This is a genomic window from Holdemania sp. Marseille-P2844, from assembly GCF_900120005.1.
Lineage (GTDB): Bacteria > Bacillota_I > Bacilli_A > Erysipelotrichales > Erysipelotrichaceae > Holdemania.
Genome location: NZ_LT635451.1, coordinates 190,453 through 207,300 on the forward strand (window position 1 = coordinate 190,453; position 16,848 = coordinate 207,300).

Annotated in this window: 15 protein-coding genes; 10 read left to right on the forward strand and 5 right to left on the reverse strand. The window is 47.9% G+C overall.

What is annotated here, in order from left to right:
• Nucleotides 1–42: 42 nt before the first annotated feature.
• From BQ7364_RS07540 to BQ7364_RS07585, 10 genes are all read left to right on the forward strand, one after another.
• A complete protein-coding gene (locus tag BQ7364_RS07540; RefSeq protein WP_072684162.1) occupies nucleotides 43–1,062 on the forward strand; it encodes an LTA glycolipid anchor biosynthesis glycosyltransferase, IagA/BgsA family in 1,020 nt (339 codons plus the stop codon).
• Nucleotides 1,063–1,218: 156 nt separating this feature from the next.
• The gene (locus BQ7364_RS07545; protein WP_072684163.1) at nucleotides 1,219–2,268 is read left to right on the forward strand and encodes a lysylphosphatidylglycerol synthase transmembrane domain-containing protein; all 1,050 of its coding nucleotides are present in this window, start codon (nucleotides 1,219–1,221) and stop codon (nucleotides 2,266–2,268) included.
• The gene (locus tag BQ7364_RS07550) at nucleotides 2,265–4,250 is read left to right on the forward strand and encodes a glycosyltransferase (protein ID WP_072684164.1); all 1,986 of its coding nucleotides are present in this window, start codon (nucleotides 2,265–2,267) and stop codon (nucleotides 4,248–4,250) included. Before BQ7364_RS07545 ends, BQ7364_RS07550 begins: the two co-directional genes overlap by 4 nt.
• Entirely contained in the window at nucleotides 4,243–5,211 is a 969-nt protein-coding gene (locus BQ7364_RS07555) for a 3'-5' exoribonuclease YhaM family protein (protein WP_072684165.1), read from the forward strand. Before BQ7364_RS07550 ends, BQ7364_RS07555 begins: the two co-directional genes overlap by 8 nt.
• 136 nt (nucleotides 5,212–5,347) lie before the next feature.
• A complete protein-coding gene (locus BQ7364_RS07560; protein WP_234973161.1) occupies nucleotides 5,348–5,530 on the forward strand; it encodes a hypothetical protein in 183 nt (60 codons plus the stop codon).
• 98 nt (nucleotides 5,531–5,628) lie between these two features.
• Nucleotides 5,629–6,369: a tyrosine-protein phosphatase gene (locus tag BQ7364_RS07565; protein WP_072684166.1), complete on the forward strand. Its 741-nt coding sequence runs from the start codon at nucleotides 5,629–5,631 to the stop codon at nucleotides 6,367–6,369.
• Between the two features lie 96 nt (nucleotides 6,370–6,465).
• Complete coding sequence (locus tag BQ7364_RS18520) at nucleotides 6,466–6,597, forward strand: hypothetical protein (protein WP_255370394.1); 132 nt, start codon at nucleotides 6,466–6,468, stop codon at nucleotides 6,595–6,597.
• 43 nt (nucleotides 6,598–6,640) lie between these two features.
• A complete protein-coding gene (locus BQ7364_RS07570; RefSeq protein ID WP_139248593.1) occupies nucleotides 6,641–6,841 on the forward strand; it encodes a hypothetical protein in 201 nt (66 codons plus the stop codon).
• A gap of 232 nt (nucleotides 6,842–7,073) precedes the next feature.
• Entirely contained in the window at nucleotides 7,074–8,429 is a 1,356-nt protein-coding gene (locus BQ7364_RS07580; RefSeq protein ID WP_072684169.1) for a dicarboxylate/amino acid:cation symporter, read from the forward strand.
• A gap of 117 nt (nucleotides 8,430–8,546) precedes the next feature.
• Entirely contained in the window at nucleotides 8,547–9,935 is a 1,389-nt protein-coding gene (locus BQ7364_RS07585; protein WP_072684170.1) for an MATE family efflux transporter, read from the forward strand.
• 994 nt (nucleotides 9,936–10,929) lie between these two features.
• Here the strand turns inward: BQ7364_RS07585 and BQ7364_RS07595 are convergent.
• From BQ7364_RS07595 to BQ7364_RS07620, 5 genes are all read right to left on the reverse strand, one after another.
• A complete protein-coding gene (locus BQ7364_RS07595; RefSeq protein ID WP_072684172.1) occupies nucleotides 10,930–12,216 on the reverse strand; it encodes an ISL3 family transposase in 1,287 nt (428 codons plus the stop codon).
• 776 nt (nucleotides 12,217–12,992) lie between these two features.
• The gene (locus BQ7364_RS07605) at nucleotides 12,993–13,385 is read right to left on the reverse strand and encodes an HIT family protein (RefSeq protein WP_072684174.1); all 393 of its coding nucleotides are present in this window, start codon (nucleotides 13,383–13,385) and stop codon (nucleotides 12,993–12,995) included.
• Nucleotides 13,386–13,398: 13 nt separating this feature from the next.
• Nucleotides 13,399–14,505 carry a DUF362 domain-containing protein gene (locus BQ7364_RS07610; RefSeq protein WP_072684175.1) on the reverse strand — a complete coding sequence of 369 codons (1,107 nt, stop codon included), beginning with the start codon at nucleotides 14,503–14,505 and terminating at the stop codon, nucleotides 13,399–13,401.
• Nucleotides 14,506–14,710: 205 nt separating this feature from the next.
• The gene (locus BQ7364_RS07615) at nucleotides 14,711–15,574 is read right to left on the reverse strand and encodes a peptidylprolyl isomerase PrsA family protein (RefSeq protein WP_072684176.1); all 864 of its coding nucleotides are present in this window, start codon (nucleotides 15,572–15,574) and stop codon (nucleotides 14,711–14,713) included.
• Entirely contained in the window at nucleotides 15,574–16,671 is a 1,098-nt protein-coding gene (locus tag BQ7364_RS07620) for a peptidylprolyl isomerase (protein WP_072684177.1), read from the reverse strand. The genes BQ7364_RS07615 and BQ7364_RS07620 overlap by 1 nt, the downstream gene beginning before the upstream one ends.
• Nucleotides 16,672–16,848: the final 177 nt, after the last annotated feature.

Genomic DNA, 16,848 nt, shown 5'->3' on the forward strand with positions numbered 1-16,848 from the left:
TAGGGTTTTCATTATACTTGATAGTGGATTCGAGGTATGTACATGAAAGTATTGTTGTTTTTTGAAGGAGAAAAGGTGATCTCGACCTCCGGAATCGGACGGGCGCTGAAGCATCAGAAGCAGGCGCTGACGATGGCGGGGATTGAGTACACGCTGGATCCGAACGATGATTTTGATATTCTGCACATCAATACGGTCGGACCGGCCAGCGCGGGGGTGATTGCCAAAGCCCGCCGGGAAGGCAAACCGGTCATTTATCACGCACATTCAACAGAAGAAGATTTCCGCAATTCGTTTGTGCTGTCCAATCAGTTTGCCCCGCTGTTTAAGAAGCATCTGGTTTCGCTCTATTCCAGCGCCGATGCGATCATTACGCCGACGCCCTATTCCAAGAGCTTGTTGGAAGGCTATGGCATTGACTTACCAATTTATGCCGTGTCCAACGGCATTGATCTGGACCGCTTCAGCTACAATCCGGAAAAGGTCAAAGCGTATTACAAGTATTTCAGCCTGAATGAAACCGATAAGGTCGTATTGTCTGTCGGCTTGTATTTTGAGCGCAAGGGACTGCCGGATTTCATTGAGGTAGCGAAGCGTCTGCCGCAGTATAAGTTTATCTGGTTCGGCTATACGCCGCTGATCTCCGTGCCGAAGAATATCCGCGAGCTGGTTGAGGATCATCCGGCTAATGTGATCTTCCCAGGCTATGTTAAGGGCGCGATTATCGAGGGCGCGTATGCCGGAGCGAATGCTTTTTTCTTCCCGTCTTACGAGGAAACGGAAGGCATCGTCGTGCTGGAAGCGCTGGCCGCTTCCCAACAGGTCATCGTCCGTGACATCGGGGTGTTTGATCCTTGGCTGAAAGATCGGGTGAACTGTTATAAAGGCCAGTCTGTAGACGAGTTCGTCGAGCTGATCGAAGGAGTCGTTGAGAAGCGTCTGCCGTCGGTCAGCGACGAGGGGAAAAAGACGGCACAGGAACGCAGCATCGCCAGCGTGGGCCAGCAGCTGAAAACCATTTATGAAACCGTGCTGGAAAACAACCGGCCGGAGACGTTGTAAGGAGAGCAAGGCTCTCTTTTTCTTTGATTTGACGGGGATTTCTTAAGAAAGAAAAAAGAATCGGCGAAGGCGGTCTTAAGAGCGCGGGGCAGGAAGCCTTATTCCTTGTGTAACCTTGTTTTTCATTGTATAATAAGTTAACGAGGCTGAGGAAGTATGAAAAAAGCGCGAAACTATGTGATTAATATTCTGCTCATCGTAGGCTTCACAGCCGGAGTGCTGTGGTTTACCTTGAAGGATAATTTTAACGAAGTCATGGGGATTCTGCAGCAGGTGAACGCCGGCTGGCTGATCGTGATCATTGCGATCGCGATTCTGTATCAGTGTGTGATCGGCTGGATACTGACGCAGCTGACCCGCATCAGCAATCCGCATTACAAGTTGAATTATGGGATTGTCAACGCCCTGGTGGCTTCTTTTTTCCATGGCGTGACTCCGAGCGCCTCGGGTGGTCAGTTTGCCCAGGTGTATGTGTTTAAGAAACAGGGCGTGCCGTTAAGTGATTCGGCGAGCGTGCTGTGGATGGATTTTATCGTGTACCAGTCGACGATGATCGCGTCGGTTTTCATTTTGATCCTGCTGCGGTTTCATCATTTCTACACTAACTATTCGCAGTTCTTTTTGCTTGTCCTGCTTGGCTTTCTGGTCAACAGCCTGGTGATCATCGGGTTGTGGGCGTTAGTCCGGTTCCCGAAGGTTTACACATGGATCAGCACGACCGGTCTGCATCTGGGCTGTAAGCTGCATCTGGTAAAAAATCCGGAAAAAGCGCTGGCTTTATTAAAGGATCAGCTCGACCGGTTCGGTAGTGAAACCGCGAAGCTGAAAGGCCACCGGCCGCTGATTGTGCGAGTGACGCTGGCCAACTTTGTACGGCTCGGCCTGTATTATGCGATCCCGTTTTTCTGCGCGCAGGCGCTGGGCCTGAACGTCAGTCTTGATCTGATTATTGACTGCATGGCGCTGTCAGCGTTTGTGTCGATGATCAACGCATTCATTCCGATTCCGGGCGCCAGCGGCGGTACGGAAGCTACGTATGTTTTGATGTTTTCAACGATCTTCGGAAAGCTGGGCGCGACCAGCTCGATGATTTTATGGCGGTTTGCCTCTTATTACTTTATGCTGATCCTGGGCGGTCTGACCTTTATCTGGGTTAAGAGCCGGCCGGCGATCGTTGTCGAACCGATGCAGGAGGAAAAGAAATGAGAATTGGATTATTTACAGATACCTATCTGCCTGACGTCAACGGCGTCGTTTCTTCCATCGTGACGCTGCAGCAGGAACTAGAAAAGAATGGTCACGACGTGTTTGTGATCACGACCCATCCGGGACTGCTTCAGGTCCAGCGCGAAGGCAATGTGCTGCGGCTGCCGGGGGTGGAATTAAAAAGCTTATACGGCTATGTGCTGACCAGTCCGATTCATTTCGCGGTGCTCAAGGATATCCGCGAGATGGAGCTGGATGTGATCCATGCCCATACGGAATTCGGCGTTGGAATCTTCGCCCGCATCGTAGCGAAAATGCTGCAGATCCCGCTGGTGTCGACGTATCATACAACCTATGAGGATTATACACATTACGTCAACGTCTTTAATCTGGAAACGATTGATAAGGTCGCCAAGAAAGCGGTCAGCAGCTTAAGCAAGCTGTATGGCGAGACAAGCACGGAACTGATCGCTCCATCCCAGAAGACCAAGGAAATGCTGCAGCGCTATGGAATTAAAAAGCGGATTCACGTGATTCCGACCGGACTGGACCTGCAGCGCTTTGACGCCCACCGCACGGATGCGGAAACGATCCGGCAGCGGCGCGAAGAGCTGATGGCGAATCCGGAAGAGACGCTGATCATTTTCGTCGGCCGGATCGCGAAGGAAAAAAGCATCGACTTTGTGATCGACGGGTTTACCTATTTAAAAGAAGCCGGGGTGCCGGTTCATTTTGCGGTGATCGGCGGCGGGCCGGAGCAGGAAGCCTTGGAGAGCCATGTGCGCGAGCTGGGGCTGGATTCAATGATCACCTTTGCCGGGAAGAAGCCGGCGGACCAGATTCCTTCCTACTACCATTGCGCGGACGCGTTTGTTTCCGCTTCGCTGACTGAAACGCAGGGCATGACCTACATCGAAGCGTTAGCCAGCGAACTGCCGGTTTTTGCCCGGCCGGATGAAGTGCTGGAAGATCTGGTGCTGGAAGGCCAGACCGGTTTCCTGTTTAAGAAACCTGAACAGTTTGCCGAGAAAGTGCAGCTTTTCTTAGCGATGAGCGCAGAGGAGCGCGCCGTGATGAAGGCTGCCGCGAAGTCTCAGGTTGAAGTTTATGACAGCCGGATTTTCTATCAGAAGGTGCTGGAAGTCTATGAAAGCGCGACTGCGGAATACCGTGAGATGTACCGGCTGGAATCGATCCGGCCGAAGGACGACTGCGTTGAGCTGAAGGTCTGCTCGCCCAACGATGAAATCCGAATTCTTGTTTCGCTGGAAACGTATTTCAATAAGGGACTGCGCAAGGACGTGCTGATCAGCAGCGATGAGCTGGACGAACTGATCAGCGAGGAAGAAGCGGTCAAGGCGTATCAGAGCTGTCTGAAGCGGATCGCGGCGAAAGACCGCACGCGCAAGGAAATCTACGACTGGCTGACGCAGAACACGCAGCTGGATATCAAGCAGATCAACGAGATCGTTGAGAAGCTGGAAGAACGGGATCTGATCAACGACCTGCGCTATACCAAAAATCAAGTTTATAATCTGAAGCTTCTGATGCAGGGCAAAAACAAGATCAGCCGGACATTGCGGAAGAAGGGCATCCCGTATGAGATGATTGAATCCGTGTTCGCCGACGAGGATGAACAGTCGGAATTCCGCAACGCATTGAAGTGGGCGCAGAAGCTGCAGCCGACGATCAAGGAAAAATCAGTACGGATGAAGAAGAATATGATGAAATCCAAATTGATCGCTCAGGGCTTTGCGGTCGACGTGATCAACGAGGTCATGGACAACCTGAGCTTTGTCGAGGAAGAACGGGCCGAGCTGGAGAGCCTGCGCAAGACGGCGGCGAAAGCAAAGAAGCGGTATCAGTCGAAGTACAGCGGCACCAAGCTGCGCAATTACGTTTTCCGTTACTGTTCAGCCCAGGGCTTCGACGTCGAGGATATTTATTTAATTTTAAGTGAAATGGAGTGGGATGATGAATAAGAAAATCAGTGAGTTTAAGGAAGGTGAAAGCCTGACGCTGCCGCTTTTGCTTGTGCAGGTCACCAAGGGCGTGACGAGCAATGGTTCGCCTTATCTGTCTTTGACGCTGCAGGATAAATCCGGGACGATCGAAGGCAAGATCTGGGATGTGAAGGAAGAACAGGCGGCTGCCTGCGTGCCGGGACGGGTCGGCGAGGTCAGCTGCGAGGTGCTGCGGTACCGGAATTCACTGCAGCTGCGCGTGCACCGGCTGACGCCGATGGATCAGCAGAGTATTGAATTAAGCGATTATGTTATCGCTTCGGATATTCCCAAGGAGCTGTTGCAGCAGAAGATTCAGGACGCGATCAGCTCGCTGTCCAATCCGGTCTATAAGGGGATTGTCAGCGCATTGTTCGCGGAATACGACAAGCCGTTCTTCGATTATCCGGCGGCGGCGAAGAACCATCACAACTTCGTCGGCGGCCTGGCGGTGCATGTCACCGGGATGGTCGATCTGGCGAATGAGATCGTCAAGCTCTATCCGCTGCTGGATCGGGATTTGTTGGTCAGCGGCGTGCTGGTTCATGATCTGGGCAAGCTGACGGAACTGTCCGGCCCGGTCATGACGGAATATACGCTGGAGGGCAAGCTGATCGGGCATATCTCGATCATGCAGGCGAAGATTATGGAAGTCGCCGTTCAGCTGGGCTACGAAAAGAGCGAGGAAGCGATTTTACTGCGGCACATGGTCTTGTCGCACCATGGTCAGCTGGAATTTGGTTCGCCGGTCATGCCGATGGTCGCGGAGGCGGAAGTGCTGCATCTGATCGACAATCTGGACGCGCGCATGAACACACTGGATAAGGCGTACGCGCAAACGGAGCCGGGCAGCTTCACATCGCGTCTGTTCCCGATGGAAAACCGGGCGTTTTACAAGCCGAAATCGAAAAAGAATGAAAAACAGGATGAAGTGGATTGAGGCCACAGATTTCGGAAAGCTGAGAGGCATTATAAAATAAATATCTGATCATGAATGAGGTGCTGGATAATACCGTCGAAGTCAGCTTGTTTTCGTCACCGGATGGGTTTATGAAATTTATGTATCGTATGCGGGCATGGATGGGATTGTCTATGTGAATGAAGCGGACGCGTATCTGCGGCGGGAGGAAATCAAACGAGTCCTGGCTGAGGACTATCATAAGAATAAAAAACCGTCAAATGAGTTTATTGTGGAATTCGAAAATAAATACGAACTGAAAATTTCGTCTGATCTTTATTTTGACGGTTCCGCTTTGTGAAATGAAGACTGAAGAGAATCTTGCGGGATTCTCTTTTCTTTTTTGTACACTCTATTATAATAAGGATAGCGATTGCGGACAGAGGAGGAAAAAATGGAATGATTGATATTCATTGTCATGTGTTGTGGGGCGTCGACGACGCGTCGCAGGATCGGGAAACAACGAAGAAGATGCTGCAAATTGCGGTAGAGGATGGAATTGAGGCGATCTTGTGTACGCCGCACAGTCTTCCTTATTATAAATATGAAAACGACGCTCAAACGCTGGCGGCGCCGTTTGCGGCGCTGCAGGAGCTGATCGCCGAAGAAAACTGGCCGATTGAAACGGCGCTGGGCTGCGAGTTCTTTTTGACCGATGCGTCGCTGGAATGGATCCGCAGCGGTCGGGCGCTGACGCTGAACGGTTCGCGGCGGCTGTTGATCGAATTTCCCTGGTATCAGAAGGTCCATCTGGGCAGCAGCGAAACCGAGCTGTTAAAGCAGGTGTTGGATGCGGGCTATGAGGTGATCATCGCGCATCCGGAACGGTATAAGAGCGTGCAGGAGGATTTCTCTACGCTGAAGCGATGGCGGGCTATGGGCTGCGATTTTCAGGTCAACCGGACTTCGCTGATTCTCAACGACGATAAGGAACAATGCGCGCTGGCCTGGCGGATGGTAGAGGAAGGCTATTGCGACGCCGTCGGCACTGACGCGCATCATTGCTGGGGCAAGCGGGTGATCAAGCTGAGCGATGTTCAGGCCGAGATTGAACGGCGGACAGACCGGGATACTGCTCTGTTGCTGTGCCATGAAAACGGGCGGCGGCTGATCACGGGTGACGCCTTGATCCATCGCTGAGGTGAAAATCATCAGGAAAGGAATAGGACAATTTGACCGGCGTGAAAGCAGAACAACCAAGATCCGGGGCCAAATGAAAGGGAAAGGGGAAGGAAAATGAGTAAAAATATCATCGATCAGCTCTATCGTTTTGAAGGTCAGCCGGAGGCTTCATTTGCGGAAACCTTCGTCAGACAAGTCAAGGCTTTTAGCGGGGATGTCGTTGTTTTCGTGACAGCAGGCGGGTGATACCGAGGTACAGATAATCACAGCTGAGCGCTATTATGCGCGGGTGAATTCAGCAACGGGCGTGACGATCACCTTGGTGATTCGAGAAAGGGAGATCACGGCTTATGTTGCGGTTGTGGCCGGCGGCGAAGGACCGTTCAATATCAGCTGGGGCAACTATGAAAATTATTTGAAAAAGGTGGAGAAGCTTTTGCTTTCGTATGCTTTCAAGCGGATCCCGGGCGCGATCAGCGTTCGTCCTTAAATCATTTCAGAAAAAAGTTCATCCTGCGGGATAAGGATACGCCAGGGATAAAAATGCTCCATAAACAAGTGCTTTTTTGATTGTTGACAAGGGAGGAATTTATGAGTATACTTTTTGCAGTGATCCTTTAAGAGAGTCCCGTGAGGCTGCTCAAGGAAGATGAATACGTTTCGCCTGTTCATTTACTCCTGATCTTAAAGGGTCAGGAGTATTTTTATGAAAGGGGAACTGTATGAAAAAAACAGAGAAAAAAGGCAATCATCTTGCCGTCAAAATGGCGATCGCGATGGTTCTGGGGCTGATCTGCGGCCTGGCCATGCTGATGCTTCGTGAAAATCTCTTGACCTCGGGCCAGACCCAGACCTGGGTGGCTATCAACAATCTATTATTCCAGGATATTACGGCGGAGGCCGGCAAGAATGCGATCGGTTTGTTCTACATCGTCGGTCAGCTGTTTGTCAACGCACTGCAGGTCATCATCGTACCGATGATTTTCTGTTCGATTGCGTTGGCGATCTGTCAGATTACGGATACGCGCAAGCTGGGGCGGATTTCCAGCAAGACGCTGGGGACTTTCTTACTGACGACCGTGGTGGCGTTGGTGATCGCCGGCGCTGTCGGTCTTACCGTTTATGCGACCGGGGCTTTCAATGCGGTGGAAGTCAGCGGCTTGAATGTTTCGACGGGGTCCAGCGGAAGCAATCCGCTGTCAATCTTGTTGTCGATCGTCCCGAACAACATGACCAGCGCGTTCTCAACCAACGGACAGGTGCTGGCGGTGGTGTTCTTAGCGGTAGCGACGGGGTTGGGCATCAACGCCCTGGGTTCCAAGGTAACCGTTTTAAAGAAGCTGCTGCAGGAGATCAGCGATATCATCACAGTTTGCTTAAGCTATGTGATCAATAAATTTGGTCCGCTGGCAATCTTCGTTCTTTTGACCCGGACGTTTGCAATCTACGGCGTCGATCATCTGAAGCCGGCGCTGGCCTATGTCGTGACGACGGTGCTGCTTCTGCTGGCCTTCCTGATCGTCGGCTATGCGATCTTTGTGGCGGTCTTGGGCCGGATCAATCCGATTCCGTTCGTTAAGAAGATTGCGAAAGTTGCGGTGTTCGGTTTCTCTACTTCCTCCAGTGCGGCAACGCTGCCGCTGAACCGCAAGACGGTAACGGAAGAACTGGGCGTCAGTGATGAAATTGCATCGTTCACGCTGCCGTTAGGCATGACGGTCAACATGGACGGAACGGCGATCATGCAGGTCATTGCCGCGATCTTCGTCGCGGCCTCCTCCGGCTATTCTGTGACGGTTTCCAGCATTGCGATCATTGCGATCCTGGCGCTGATCGCTTCGATCGGCACACCGGCGGCTCCGGGGGCTGGAGCGGTCATCCTGTTCACAATTTTGACGGGGATGGGTTATACCAATGACGCGGCGTTGCTGGCATATTCGCTGATCCTGGCGATCAACCGGCCGATTGAAATGCTGGTTACTTCGCTGAACGTCGTCGGGGATGCTGCAACGTCGGTCATCGTCGCCCGCAGCGAGAAAATGCTGGATGAAAAGCAGTACAATGCCGAACAAAATTAGAGTGTGAAAAGAGTTGGCCAGAAGCTGAAAAATGCTTCTGGTTTTTTTCATATTTGTTCGTGACAAACGGAAATTTCAGTGCTATTCTAGTATTCAGTTTAAGGGGGAGCATTACTGATGAGAAAGCATCAACATCCGACAGTCAATGAGATTACGGAAGGGGTTATTTGGAAACAGCTGCTGTTGTTTTTCTTTCCGATTATGCTGGGAACGTTCTTTCAGCAGTTATACAACACGGTCGACGCGATTATCGTCGGTCAGTTTGTCGGCAAGGAGGCGCTGGCGGCGGTTGGGGGCGCGACGGGGACTTTGATCAATCTGCTGGTCGGCTTTTTTGTCGGCTTGTCTTCGGGCGCGACGGTCATTATTTCACAGTATTATGGCGCGCGAAAGGTGGAGCAGTCAAGCGACGCCGTGCACACGGCGGTGGCGATGTCGTTGATCGGCGGGGCGATCATGATGGTGATTGGGATCTTCGGCGCACCGGTGGCGTTAAGGGCGATGGGGACGCCGGAGAACATTATGAATTATTCATTGATTTATATGATTGTCTACTTCGTCGGCTTGATTCCGAATTTGATGTACAATGTCGGGTCCGGTATTCTGCGGGCTGTCGGAGATTCCAAGCGGCCGATGTACTTTCTGATTGTCTGCTGCCTGGCCAACGTGGTTCTGGATCTGCTTTTTGTCCTGGTCTTCCAATGGGGTGTCTTCGGTGCGGCGGCGGCTACCTGTCTGGCGCAGTTTATCAGCGGCGGACTTGTCTATCTGAGCTTATCTCAGGCTGAGGATGACCGTTACCGGCTGATCCGCAAGCGAATTCGGCTGCATGGCGAATTGTTGAAGGAAATCGTCGTAATCGGGATCCCGGCTGGGCTGCAGTCGGTCATGTATTCGGTATCGAATATTGTGATTCAGGCCAGCGTGAATACGTTTGGCACGGACACGATTGCGGCGTATACGGCGTATGGGAAGATCGATGGGATCTTCTGGATGATCATGGGGGCTTTCGGCGTGGCGATCACGACGTTTGTCGGACAGAATTTCGGCGCGCGTAAAATCGACAGGATTCACAAGAGCGTCAGGGTGTGCCTGGCGATGGCATTTGGCACAGCATTGGGAATGAGTGGGATCTTGATGGTGACCAGTCGCTGGATCTATCATTTGTTTACGCAGGACGCGGCGGTGATTGAGGTGGGGATGCAGATGTTGTTGTATCTGGCTCCCTATTATTTCACTTATGTGTGTATTGAGGTGCTGTCAGGGGTGGTGCGCGGCACAGGAGATTCTGTAATTCCGATGATCATGACCTGCATGGGGGTATGTGTATTGCGCGTCGTCTGGATCTGGATCGCCGTTCCGCTGAATCCTACAATTGAGAATGTTTTGTTCAGCTATCCGTTGACGTGGAGTCTGACTTCGATCCTGTTTGTGCTGTATTATCTGCAGGGTGGCTGGTTAAAGCGCAGGTTGAAAAAAGAAGAGAGAAAAGGGCTTCAAAATTGATTTGTTTATTCTTTTAAACAGTTTATAAGATTCGTCAGGATGTAAGCCAAGTTAGATTTTCTTGAGTTATAAAACTGTATAAATAAGAAAATCGAAGGTAAAAATTCTTCGATTTTTTATAATTTTTAGTGAACGTTCAGGACAAAAAACAGGTAATTCATTACATTTTAAGTGTTGAAACTGGAACTTTACTTACACTTTCATTGACATTCACACGATCTACTTTTATAATGTCTAATGTAAGAAGATAGGGTAATTATTTTCATTATAAATAAAATCGATCAGCGTGTCAATGCTTACAGACGTGATTACTAAGCATTATCCTGGTTGTAATGGTTTCTAGTATTCATATTATATTAGGAGGAATTGTATATTTTAAAATTCTCTGTATATGAGTTTATAAAAATATACTAAAGAAAGTATGTTGTTAAAATTTTTTATTGAAAAATTTCCTTTAGTATTTAAAAAAACTGATACTAAATTCAGTGTATCTGTCTTTGAATTTTTGATAATTATTTATTTTGTTTTATTTATCTATGAACAATCTAATACGTATAAAATCATGTATGATTTTATTTTGATTTTAATTATATCTATATGGTTTGGAGTGGCTAAAAATTTTTATAATAGAATTAAAAAATTAAAATATATCTACAATGAAAATTCTGATTATAATAATCTATATAAAAAATATAATAGTTCACTATTTAACTGGAATTTAAGCAGGTTTTTTTTCATAATTATTTGGATATTTAACATTGGCTTTGTTTGTTATACAGTTGAAAGTTTAGGTTTAATTCCTAATTCTTTTAGCTCAAAAATTCTATTTAGTATAACTTTAATATTAAATGGTTCTAGTTATTATGGTTGTATCTTACATGCTTGCTTTCTGGCAAAACTTTCTTCACTAAAATGGCTCTTTCAAAAATAGTGTTGGTGAGAGAAAAACCGAAACAAGAAAGACGCAGATGAGTTCCAGAAATGGGACTCATTTTTAATTGAGAAAACGGCAGGGAACTAAGGTGTTAGAAATAAGTAAAATGCGGGTCTTAAATTGAATGAAAGAACGATAACCGAAAGCCAGGCGCTTGATGACCTTAATCAGATTATTCGTACCTTCAATCATGCCATTGGAAAATGAGTAAGTCAAGGCGTTGATCACTGCCTCTTTCCGTTCCACTAAGGACTGAATGGCAGTATTCATGGGCTTGGAGATCAAAGGATCAGGATTCAGACAAGCTTGGAGGAAGGCGTCAGGATCTTTCCGGTTGAGCGCGGTAAGGAGACTCTGATAGAGCTCATAAGTCGCCTTGAGCTCGGGATCCAGTTCAACTAAGAAGTGGACAAGGTCAATTTCGCGCATCAGAGATGGAAAGCAAACCCATTTTTTGAAGTCCTGATCATTCAGGTCATCTTCAAATTTAAGAAGGAGTTTCCAATAGCGTTTGAGCTTATTGTAATGAGGCTTACTCTGATTCATGAAATTGACGCGGGTCTTATTGAGAGCGCGGCTGAGCAGCTGAACGATGTGGAAGCGGTCAAGAATGATCTTGGCGTGAGGGAAACAGTGGTGAACGACAGAGAAGTAAGGGGAATACATATCCATACAAACGGTTTTAACGGCTTCGCGGGCTTTCCTGGAATAGCTCATGAAATAGCGGATGAGAACGGGCATTCTGCGATCAGGAAGGATATTGAGAATCTGACCGGATTCCGCGTTAAGAAAGAGAAAAGACATTGAAGCATCAACCCCTTTGACAGAGCGAAACTCGTCAAAACAGAGATGAGGGGGAAGAAAATTCCGCTGGACTTTAAAATCCTGATAGAGCTGTTGAAGAAGGGAATTCACCGTAGCATGAGAAACAGAGTGACGGAAAGCGATATCTTTTTCAGAAGTCTTCATCTTGGCGTCGAGGGCAATGGAGAGACGAGTGTTATTGGAAATGAAACAATGAGGGAGAACGATGGAAGTCGAAGCCGTAAAAGTATGGCCGCAATGTTTACAAAGGAAGCGTTGTTTTTTGAGGCGGAGATAAGCGGGGCGGCGGGAAACGGAAGGCAGGGTGATGAGGGAGGATTTCGTACCATGTTTGATGATAGCCGAGCCGGGGTTGGAGGACCCGCAGAGAGGACAGGAAGAGGGAGGGTCATAAGAAAGCGAGCCGGAAAAGACAAGGGAGTCAACACCACGAATCGACTGAGAAGAGACACAATCCTCAGAGAAATGAAGATGAGGGTCTTTTAAATTGAGAACAGATACGATAGAATGAGTAATGGACATAGTGAGATTTCCTTTCTGTAATTTGTGGTGATTTTATTGTAACGGAAATTCTTACCTATGTCTCTTTTTTTTATGCTCAAGAAAAAAAGGCGTTGGTTTCTACCAACACCAAAATTTATAGAACCACTAAAATTAGATGATCTGAAGCACAATAATTATCTACCTTCATGTTCTAGTGAAATTCAGCAATTAGTCAGTCATTCTTCAGAGAATTCACTTACATTTTTAATAGTATCTATACTGTATAATTGTTTGTATATAACAACATTGTTATGTGATAATTCGAATATGGTTTCTAAAATTTCTGGAATGATTAATTTTCAATTATTAACAGTTACATTAGTAGTTCTTAGCTTTTTTACATGCATAGTAATAACAATTTTACCCAAAATTTATATTAATAGAATGGTTTTCTATTGGAAAATGGTTAAATTACAAAGCTTAGAGGAGAATCTTAACATTGCTGAGATTAATAATGATAAAAACAAAATTCAAGAGTGTATAACTTATATTTCAGAACTTAGTAAAGATCAAATAAAATATAATTATTACATTTTAGAAATAATTATAACAATAACTTCATTAATATTAAATGTTCTAAACATTGCTAATTTAATTTATAAATAAGGAAATATCTACGACTTTAAAACTAAATAAAAAAAGCGCCGAGGCGCTAGTTTGAGAAGACTGTATTTATTCGCTATAATATTTAAGTTTCCAAAGCTTCAAACCCTAACTAAGATAGAACAAACTATAGGATAAACGTATAGTTTTGATTATTTGACTAACTCTAAAACTTCATCCAGATCTTGTTTTTTTGATTCTTTGAATTCGCATACGAACGCATCGTCTTCGCTGTAACGGGGAATGATGTGGAAATGCAGATGATTCACAGTCTGGCCTGCGGCCTCGCCGTTGTTGTTCAGGATATTGATCCCCGAAGCTCCTGTTTTTTCCTGAATCCGTTTCGCTAAGTGCTTGACGACCTGAATCAGGTGAGCGGCTGTTTCATCGTCACATTCCAACAAATTGTCGACATGCTTCTTAGGCATAACCAGAGTATGACCTTTTGTAACCTGGGAGATGTCCAGGATCGCTAAGACCAGATCATCTTCGTAGACGACTTTTGATGGAATTTCATGGTTGATGATGCTGCAGAATACACACATGGGAAGCTCCTCCTTAACAATGGATTAATTCGTATTCACGCGTGCCCAGACCAATTTCTTCGCCATGGGCAAGACACGTCTGCCAGTTAGTATCCGGATGCGTGTCGGTGAAGTGATCGTGGTGATCATGCTGATGCTCATCCAAGACGCTGCCCGCAATCACCGGAGCCTGGTTTACCGCATCAACACAAGCCTGATCTAGGGCTACCGGATCAAAGGAGGCAAAGATCCCGATATCCGGAACGATCGGCAAATCATTCTCCGCATGACAATCGCAGCATGGTGAGACGTCCATGACAAAGCTGATATGGAAGTGTGGCCGACCCTGAATAACCGCTAGCGAGTACTCGGCAATCTTCTCGTTGAGGATATCGTTAGCCTCGTCGTTCATCGGTTCAATCGCATCGAAGTTGCACATGCCGATGCAGCGCCCGCAGCCAACGCAGCGGCTGTGATCAATGTGCATCTTGTGATTCTCATCGAAGTTCAAGGCGCTGTGGGCACAGATCTTCTGGCACATGCCGCAGCTGTGGCACCGTTCAGGATTGACCTGCGGCTTTGAGCTGTTATGCATTTCCATCTTTCCGGCACGGGAACCGCAGCCCATCCCGATATTCTTCAACGTCCCGCCGAATCCCGTGGATTCATGCCCTTTAAAATGAGTCATCGTGATGAAGATATCCGCATCCATAATTGCCCGGCCGATCTTGGCTTCTTTGACATGCTTTTGATGAATCGGCACTAAAGTTTCGTCCGTTCCTTTCAAACCATCGGCGATCAGAATGTGGCAGCCGCAGCTGAACGGATTGTAGCCGTTCTGATACGCTGATTCAATATGATCCAGAGCGTTCTTTCGTCCGCCGACATACAAGGTGTTGCAGTCAGTCAGAAACGGCTTACCGCCCAACGACTTGATCAGATCTACGATTCGATGTGCGTAATTCGGCCGCAGGTAAGCCAGGTTTCCCGGTTCGCCAAAATGAATTTTAATCGCGACATATTTATCTTGAAAATCCAGTTTTTCAATTCCCGCCTGTTTCACCAGTCGTTCCAGCTTGTCCAACAGGCTGGTCGTTCCATAGGTCCTCAGGTTCGTTGTATAAACCTTTGCTTTTTCCATATTTATTATCCCTCCATGTCCCTTATTATATAGGAAAGTGGAATGCATTTCCAGCGATCACCTGCGGATTGGAAAAATATTCGCAGACCTTTTTCAAATACATAGATTGATAAACTTTTATCTTTTCGTCACCGATCAAAGTCAGAAAAAAGCCCTGGGAATTTGCGTTTGCAGCTCCTGGGGCTTTCGTGTTTAAGGTCTCTTTTTACTTCGATTTTGCCTGAATCAGATAATCCGCGTAGTTGGATTCCAACTGATCATAGATCGTCTTATCATAGACTGTGAAATTGTATTTTTCAAAATAGAAGATCGATGCTTCCGAAGACAGCGCGCTGATCGAGGCGATCGTATCGACCGCTTCATCCTTGAAGCTTTCCGCATCCGTCGCGATGACCTGAACGATGTAGAAGTTCGCGCCGTTGTCATCAGCGATCACGTCGGTCAGTGTTGGATCTGTGATCACCGACAGCGTCGACAGGACGTTGGTCGCATAGCTGCTCTGCGTCGTTGCGATTGTCTCGGCGGCGGAAACGCTGGAGCCTAAGCTTGTCGCCGTTTCTTCAAAGTTCGCGCCACTCTTGACCTGTTCCAGGGCCTGGTTGGCCGTTGCTTCATCAGTGAACTGCATGATCCGGATTTTCTTCGGGGAATAACGGGAAACCAGATCGCCGAACTTTTCGTTGACGTAAACCTTCGTCAGTTCCTGAGCCTGCAGACTGACTAACAGACTGTTGTTCAGGTATTCTTCCTCATCCGCAAAGCCATAGGACTGCAGGTAGCTGGCAAACGAATCGCCCAGCATCGTCTTGTACGTGTTCAGCGTTTCTTCCGCTTCGCTGCGCATTTCATCCGTTACTGGAACTTCTTTTTCAAAAATAACTTTCTTTGCTTCATTGATCGTGAAATAGCCGGCATCCCGCGCCAACATGAAGTTGTACATGTCGCCTTTGGTCAGCGTCTGATTGCCAACGGAGAAGACGGCTGTCTTCGGATCTTTCAGGGACGCGCGCGCATCGCTGCAGCCCGCTAACAATAAGGCCCCGAGGGCTAAAAGAACAAGCTTCTTCATTATTCGTTTCCTCCCTGTTCGCCGTTGTTTTCACCGTTTTGATCTTCGGCGTTGTTCTGATCTTCGCCCTGACCTTCAGGATTTTCCGTGTTTTCCGTAGTTTCCGGCTGAGTTTCCGGTTCGTCTTTTTCATTTAAGCCCATGTAGATCAACAGTTTGTTCTGCAGTTCGTCGTTGCCCTTGAAGTCCAGGTTCATTTCCTGAGCCTTCTCCCAGACAACCTTCGGCTGCAGGTTCGGGTAGTAGGTCGCCAGGGCGTCGTAGAACTCATCATAGCCTTTCAGCGTCTCCGTGTCGGAAACATCGCACTTGATGATGTGCCAGCCATAGGTCGTCTGAATCCATTCGCTGACCTCGCCCTCGTTCATCGCCAGTGCGGTTTCCAGGAACGGGGAGACTAACTGGCTGTCGGCGTCCATGTAGCCGATCGAACCATTCTGGACGGCAGAGCCGGAATCTTCTGACAACTCCTGCGCCACTTCGCCGAAGTCGCGGCCGCTGGCCAGCGCGTCCTTAACCGCGTTGACACGGTTGGTTTCTTCTTCTGTCGGGTTGGCCGGATCATCCATCTTGATTAAGATATGGCTGACAATCCGCGGCTTCTTCGCTTCAACATACGCCGGGATGTATTCGTCGGCATGCGCGTTGATGTAATCCTTGATCATCTGCTGCGTCTTCTGGATGTGGATGAAGTAGTCTGTCAGATCAGAAAGCTTGCTGTAGCCGACGCCGTTGAGCGCTGTCAGCAGCATTTCCTTGTACTGATCGCCGTAGGTCGACTGATACTGCGCCGTAATCGAATCCGCATACGACTGGGCCTGCGTCTTCATTTCCTCCGTGGTTTCAATGGACGGGTCAACGACCGCTTTCTCCATGAACTGATAGACGCCGGCGACGCCCATTTCGTTAAACAGCGTGTCGTAGAATTCTCCGGCTGTGATATCCTGATCGCCGATCGAGAATACGACGTCCTCGCCGCCGACTGATTTTCCTGGGAGCTTTCCTTTGTTCTGGTCGTATGCAAAATAAATGCTGGCTCCGATTAACAGAACGCCAACAAGGCACACAAACCAGTACTTTTTGAGTGTTTGTAACATGAATGTACCTCCTAATGAACTTTATTATTATAGGGTATTTCAGGGGACTTTGCAATTTGATCGGCAGGCTTTCTATCTGAATTTTGTGTGAACAACCCCATTTTCCCGCTTTTTTCCATCATCGCTGGAAGAAAAAGGCCGAAAGAGTGCTTGGTAAAGCCGTTTGAACAGATAATA

What these genes read in the sequence shown, in the direction of transcription:
- BQ7364_RS07620 (WP_072684177.1), bottom strand. Translation starts at nt 16,671, where the DNA reads ATGTTACAAACACTCAAAAAGTACTGGTTTGTGTGCCTTGTTGGCGTT.
- BQ7364_RS07585 (WP_072684170.1), top strand. Translation starts at nt 8,547, where the DNA reads ATGAGAAAGCATCAACATCCGACAGTCAATGAGATTACGGAAGGGGTT.
- BQ7364_RS07545 (WP_072684163.1), top strand. Translation starts at nt 1,219, where the DNA reads ATGAAAAAAGCGCGAAACTATGTGATTAATATTCTGCTCATCGTAGGC.
- BQ7364_RS07540 (WP_072684162.1), top strand. Translation starts at nt 43, where the DNA reads ATGAAAGTATTGTTGTTTTTTGAAGGAGAAAAGGTGATCTCGACCTCC.
- BQ7364_RS07595 (WP_072684172.1), bottom strand. Translation starts at nt 12,216, where the DNA reads ATGTCCATTACTCATTCTATCGTATCTGTTCTCAATTTAAAAGACCCT.
- BQ7364_RS07615 (WP_072684176.1), bottom strand. Translation starts at nt 15,574, where the DNA reads ATGAAGAAGCTTGTTCTTTTAGCCCTCGGGGCCTTATTGTTAGCGGGC.
- BQ7364_RS07550 (WP_072684164.1), top strand. Translation starts at nt 2,265, where the DNA reads ATGAGAATTGGATTATTTACAGATACCTATCTGCCTGACGTCAACGGC.
- BQ7364_RS07555 (WP_072684165.1), top strand. Translation starts at nt 4,243, where the DNA reads ATGAATAAGAAAATCAGTGAGTTTAAGGAAGGTGAAAGCCTGACGCTG.
- BQ7364_RS07610 (WP_072684175.1), bottom strand. Translation starts at nt 14,505, where the DNA reads ATGGAAAAAGCAAAGGTTTATACAACGAACCTGAGGACCTATGGAACG.
- BQ7364_RS07580 (WP_072684169.1), top strand. Translation starts at nt 7,074, where the DNA reads ATGAAAAAAACAGAGAAAAAAGGCAATCATCTTGCCGTCAAAATGGCG.
- BQ7364_RS18520 (WP_255370394.1), top strand. Translation starts at nt 6,466, where the DNA reads ATGAGTAAAAATATCATCGATCAGCTCTATCGTTTTGAAGGTCAGCCG.
- BQ7364_RS07605 (WP_072684174.1), bottom strand. Translation starts at nt 13,385, where the DNA reads ATGTGTGTATTCTGCAGCATCATCAACCATGAAATTCCATCAAAAGTC.
- BQ7364_RS07560 (WP_234973161.1), top strand. Translation starts at nt 5,348, where the DNA reads ATGGATGGGATTGTCTATGTGAATGAAGCGGACGCGTATCTGCGGCGG.
- BQ7364_RS07565 (WP_072684166.1), top strand. Translation starts at nt 5,629, where the DNA reads ATGATTGATATTCATTGTCATGTGTTGTGGGGCGTCGACGACGCGTCG.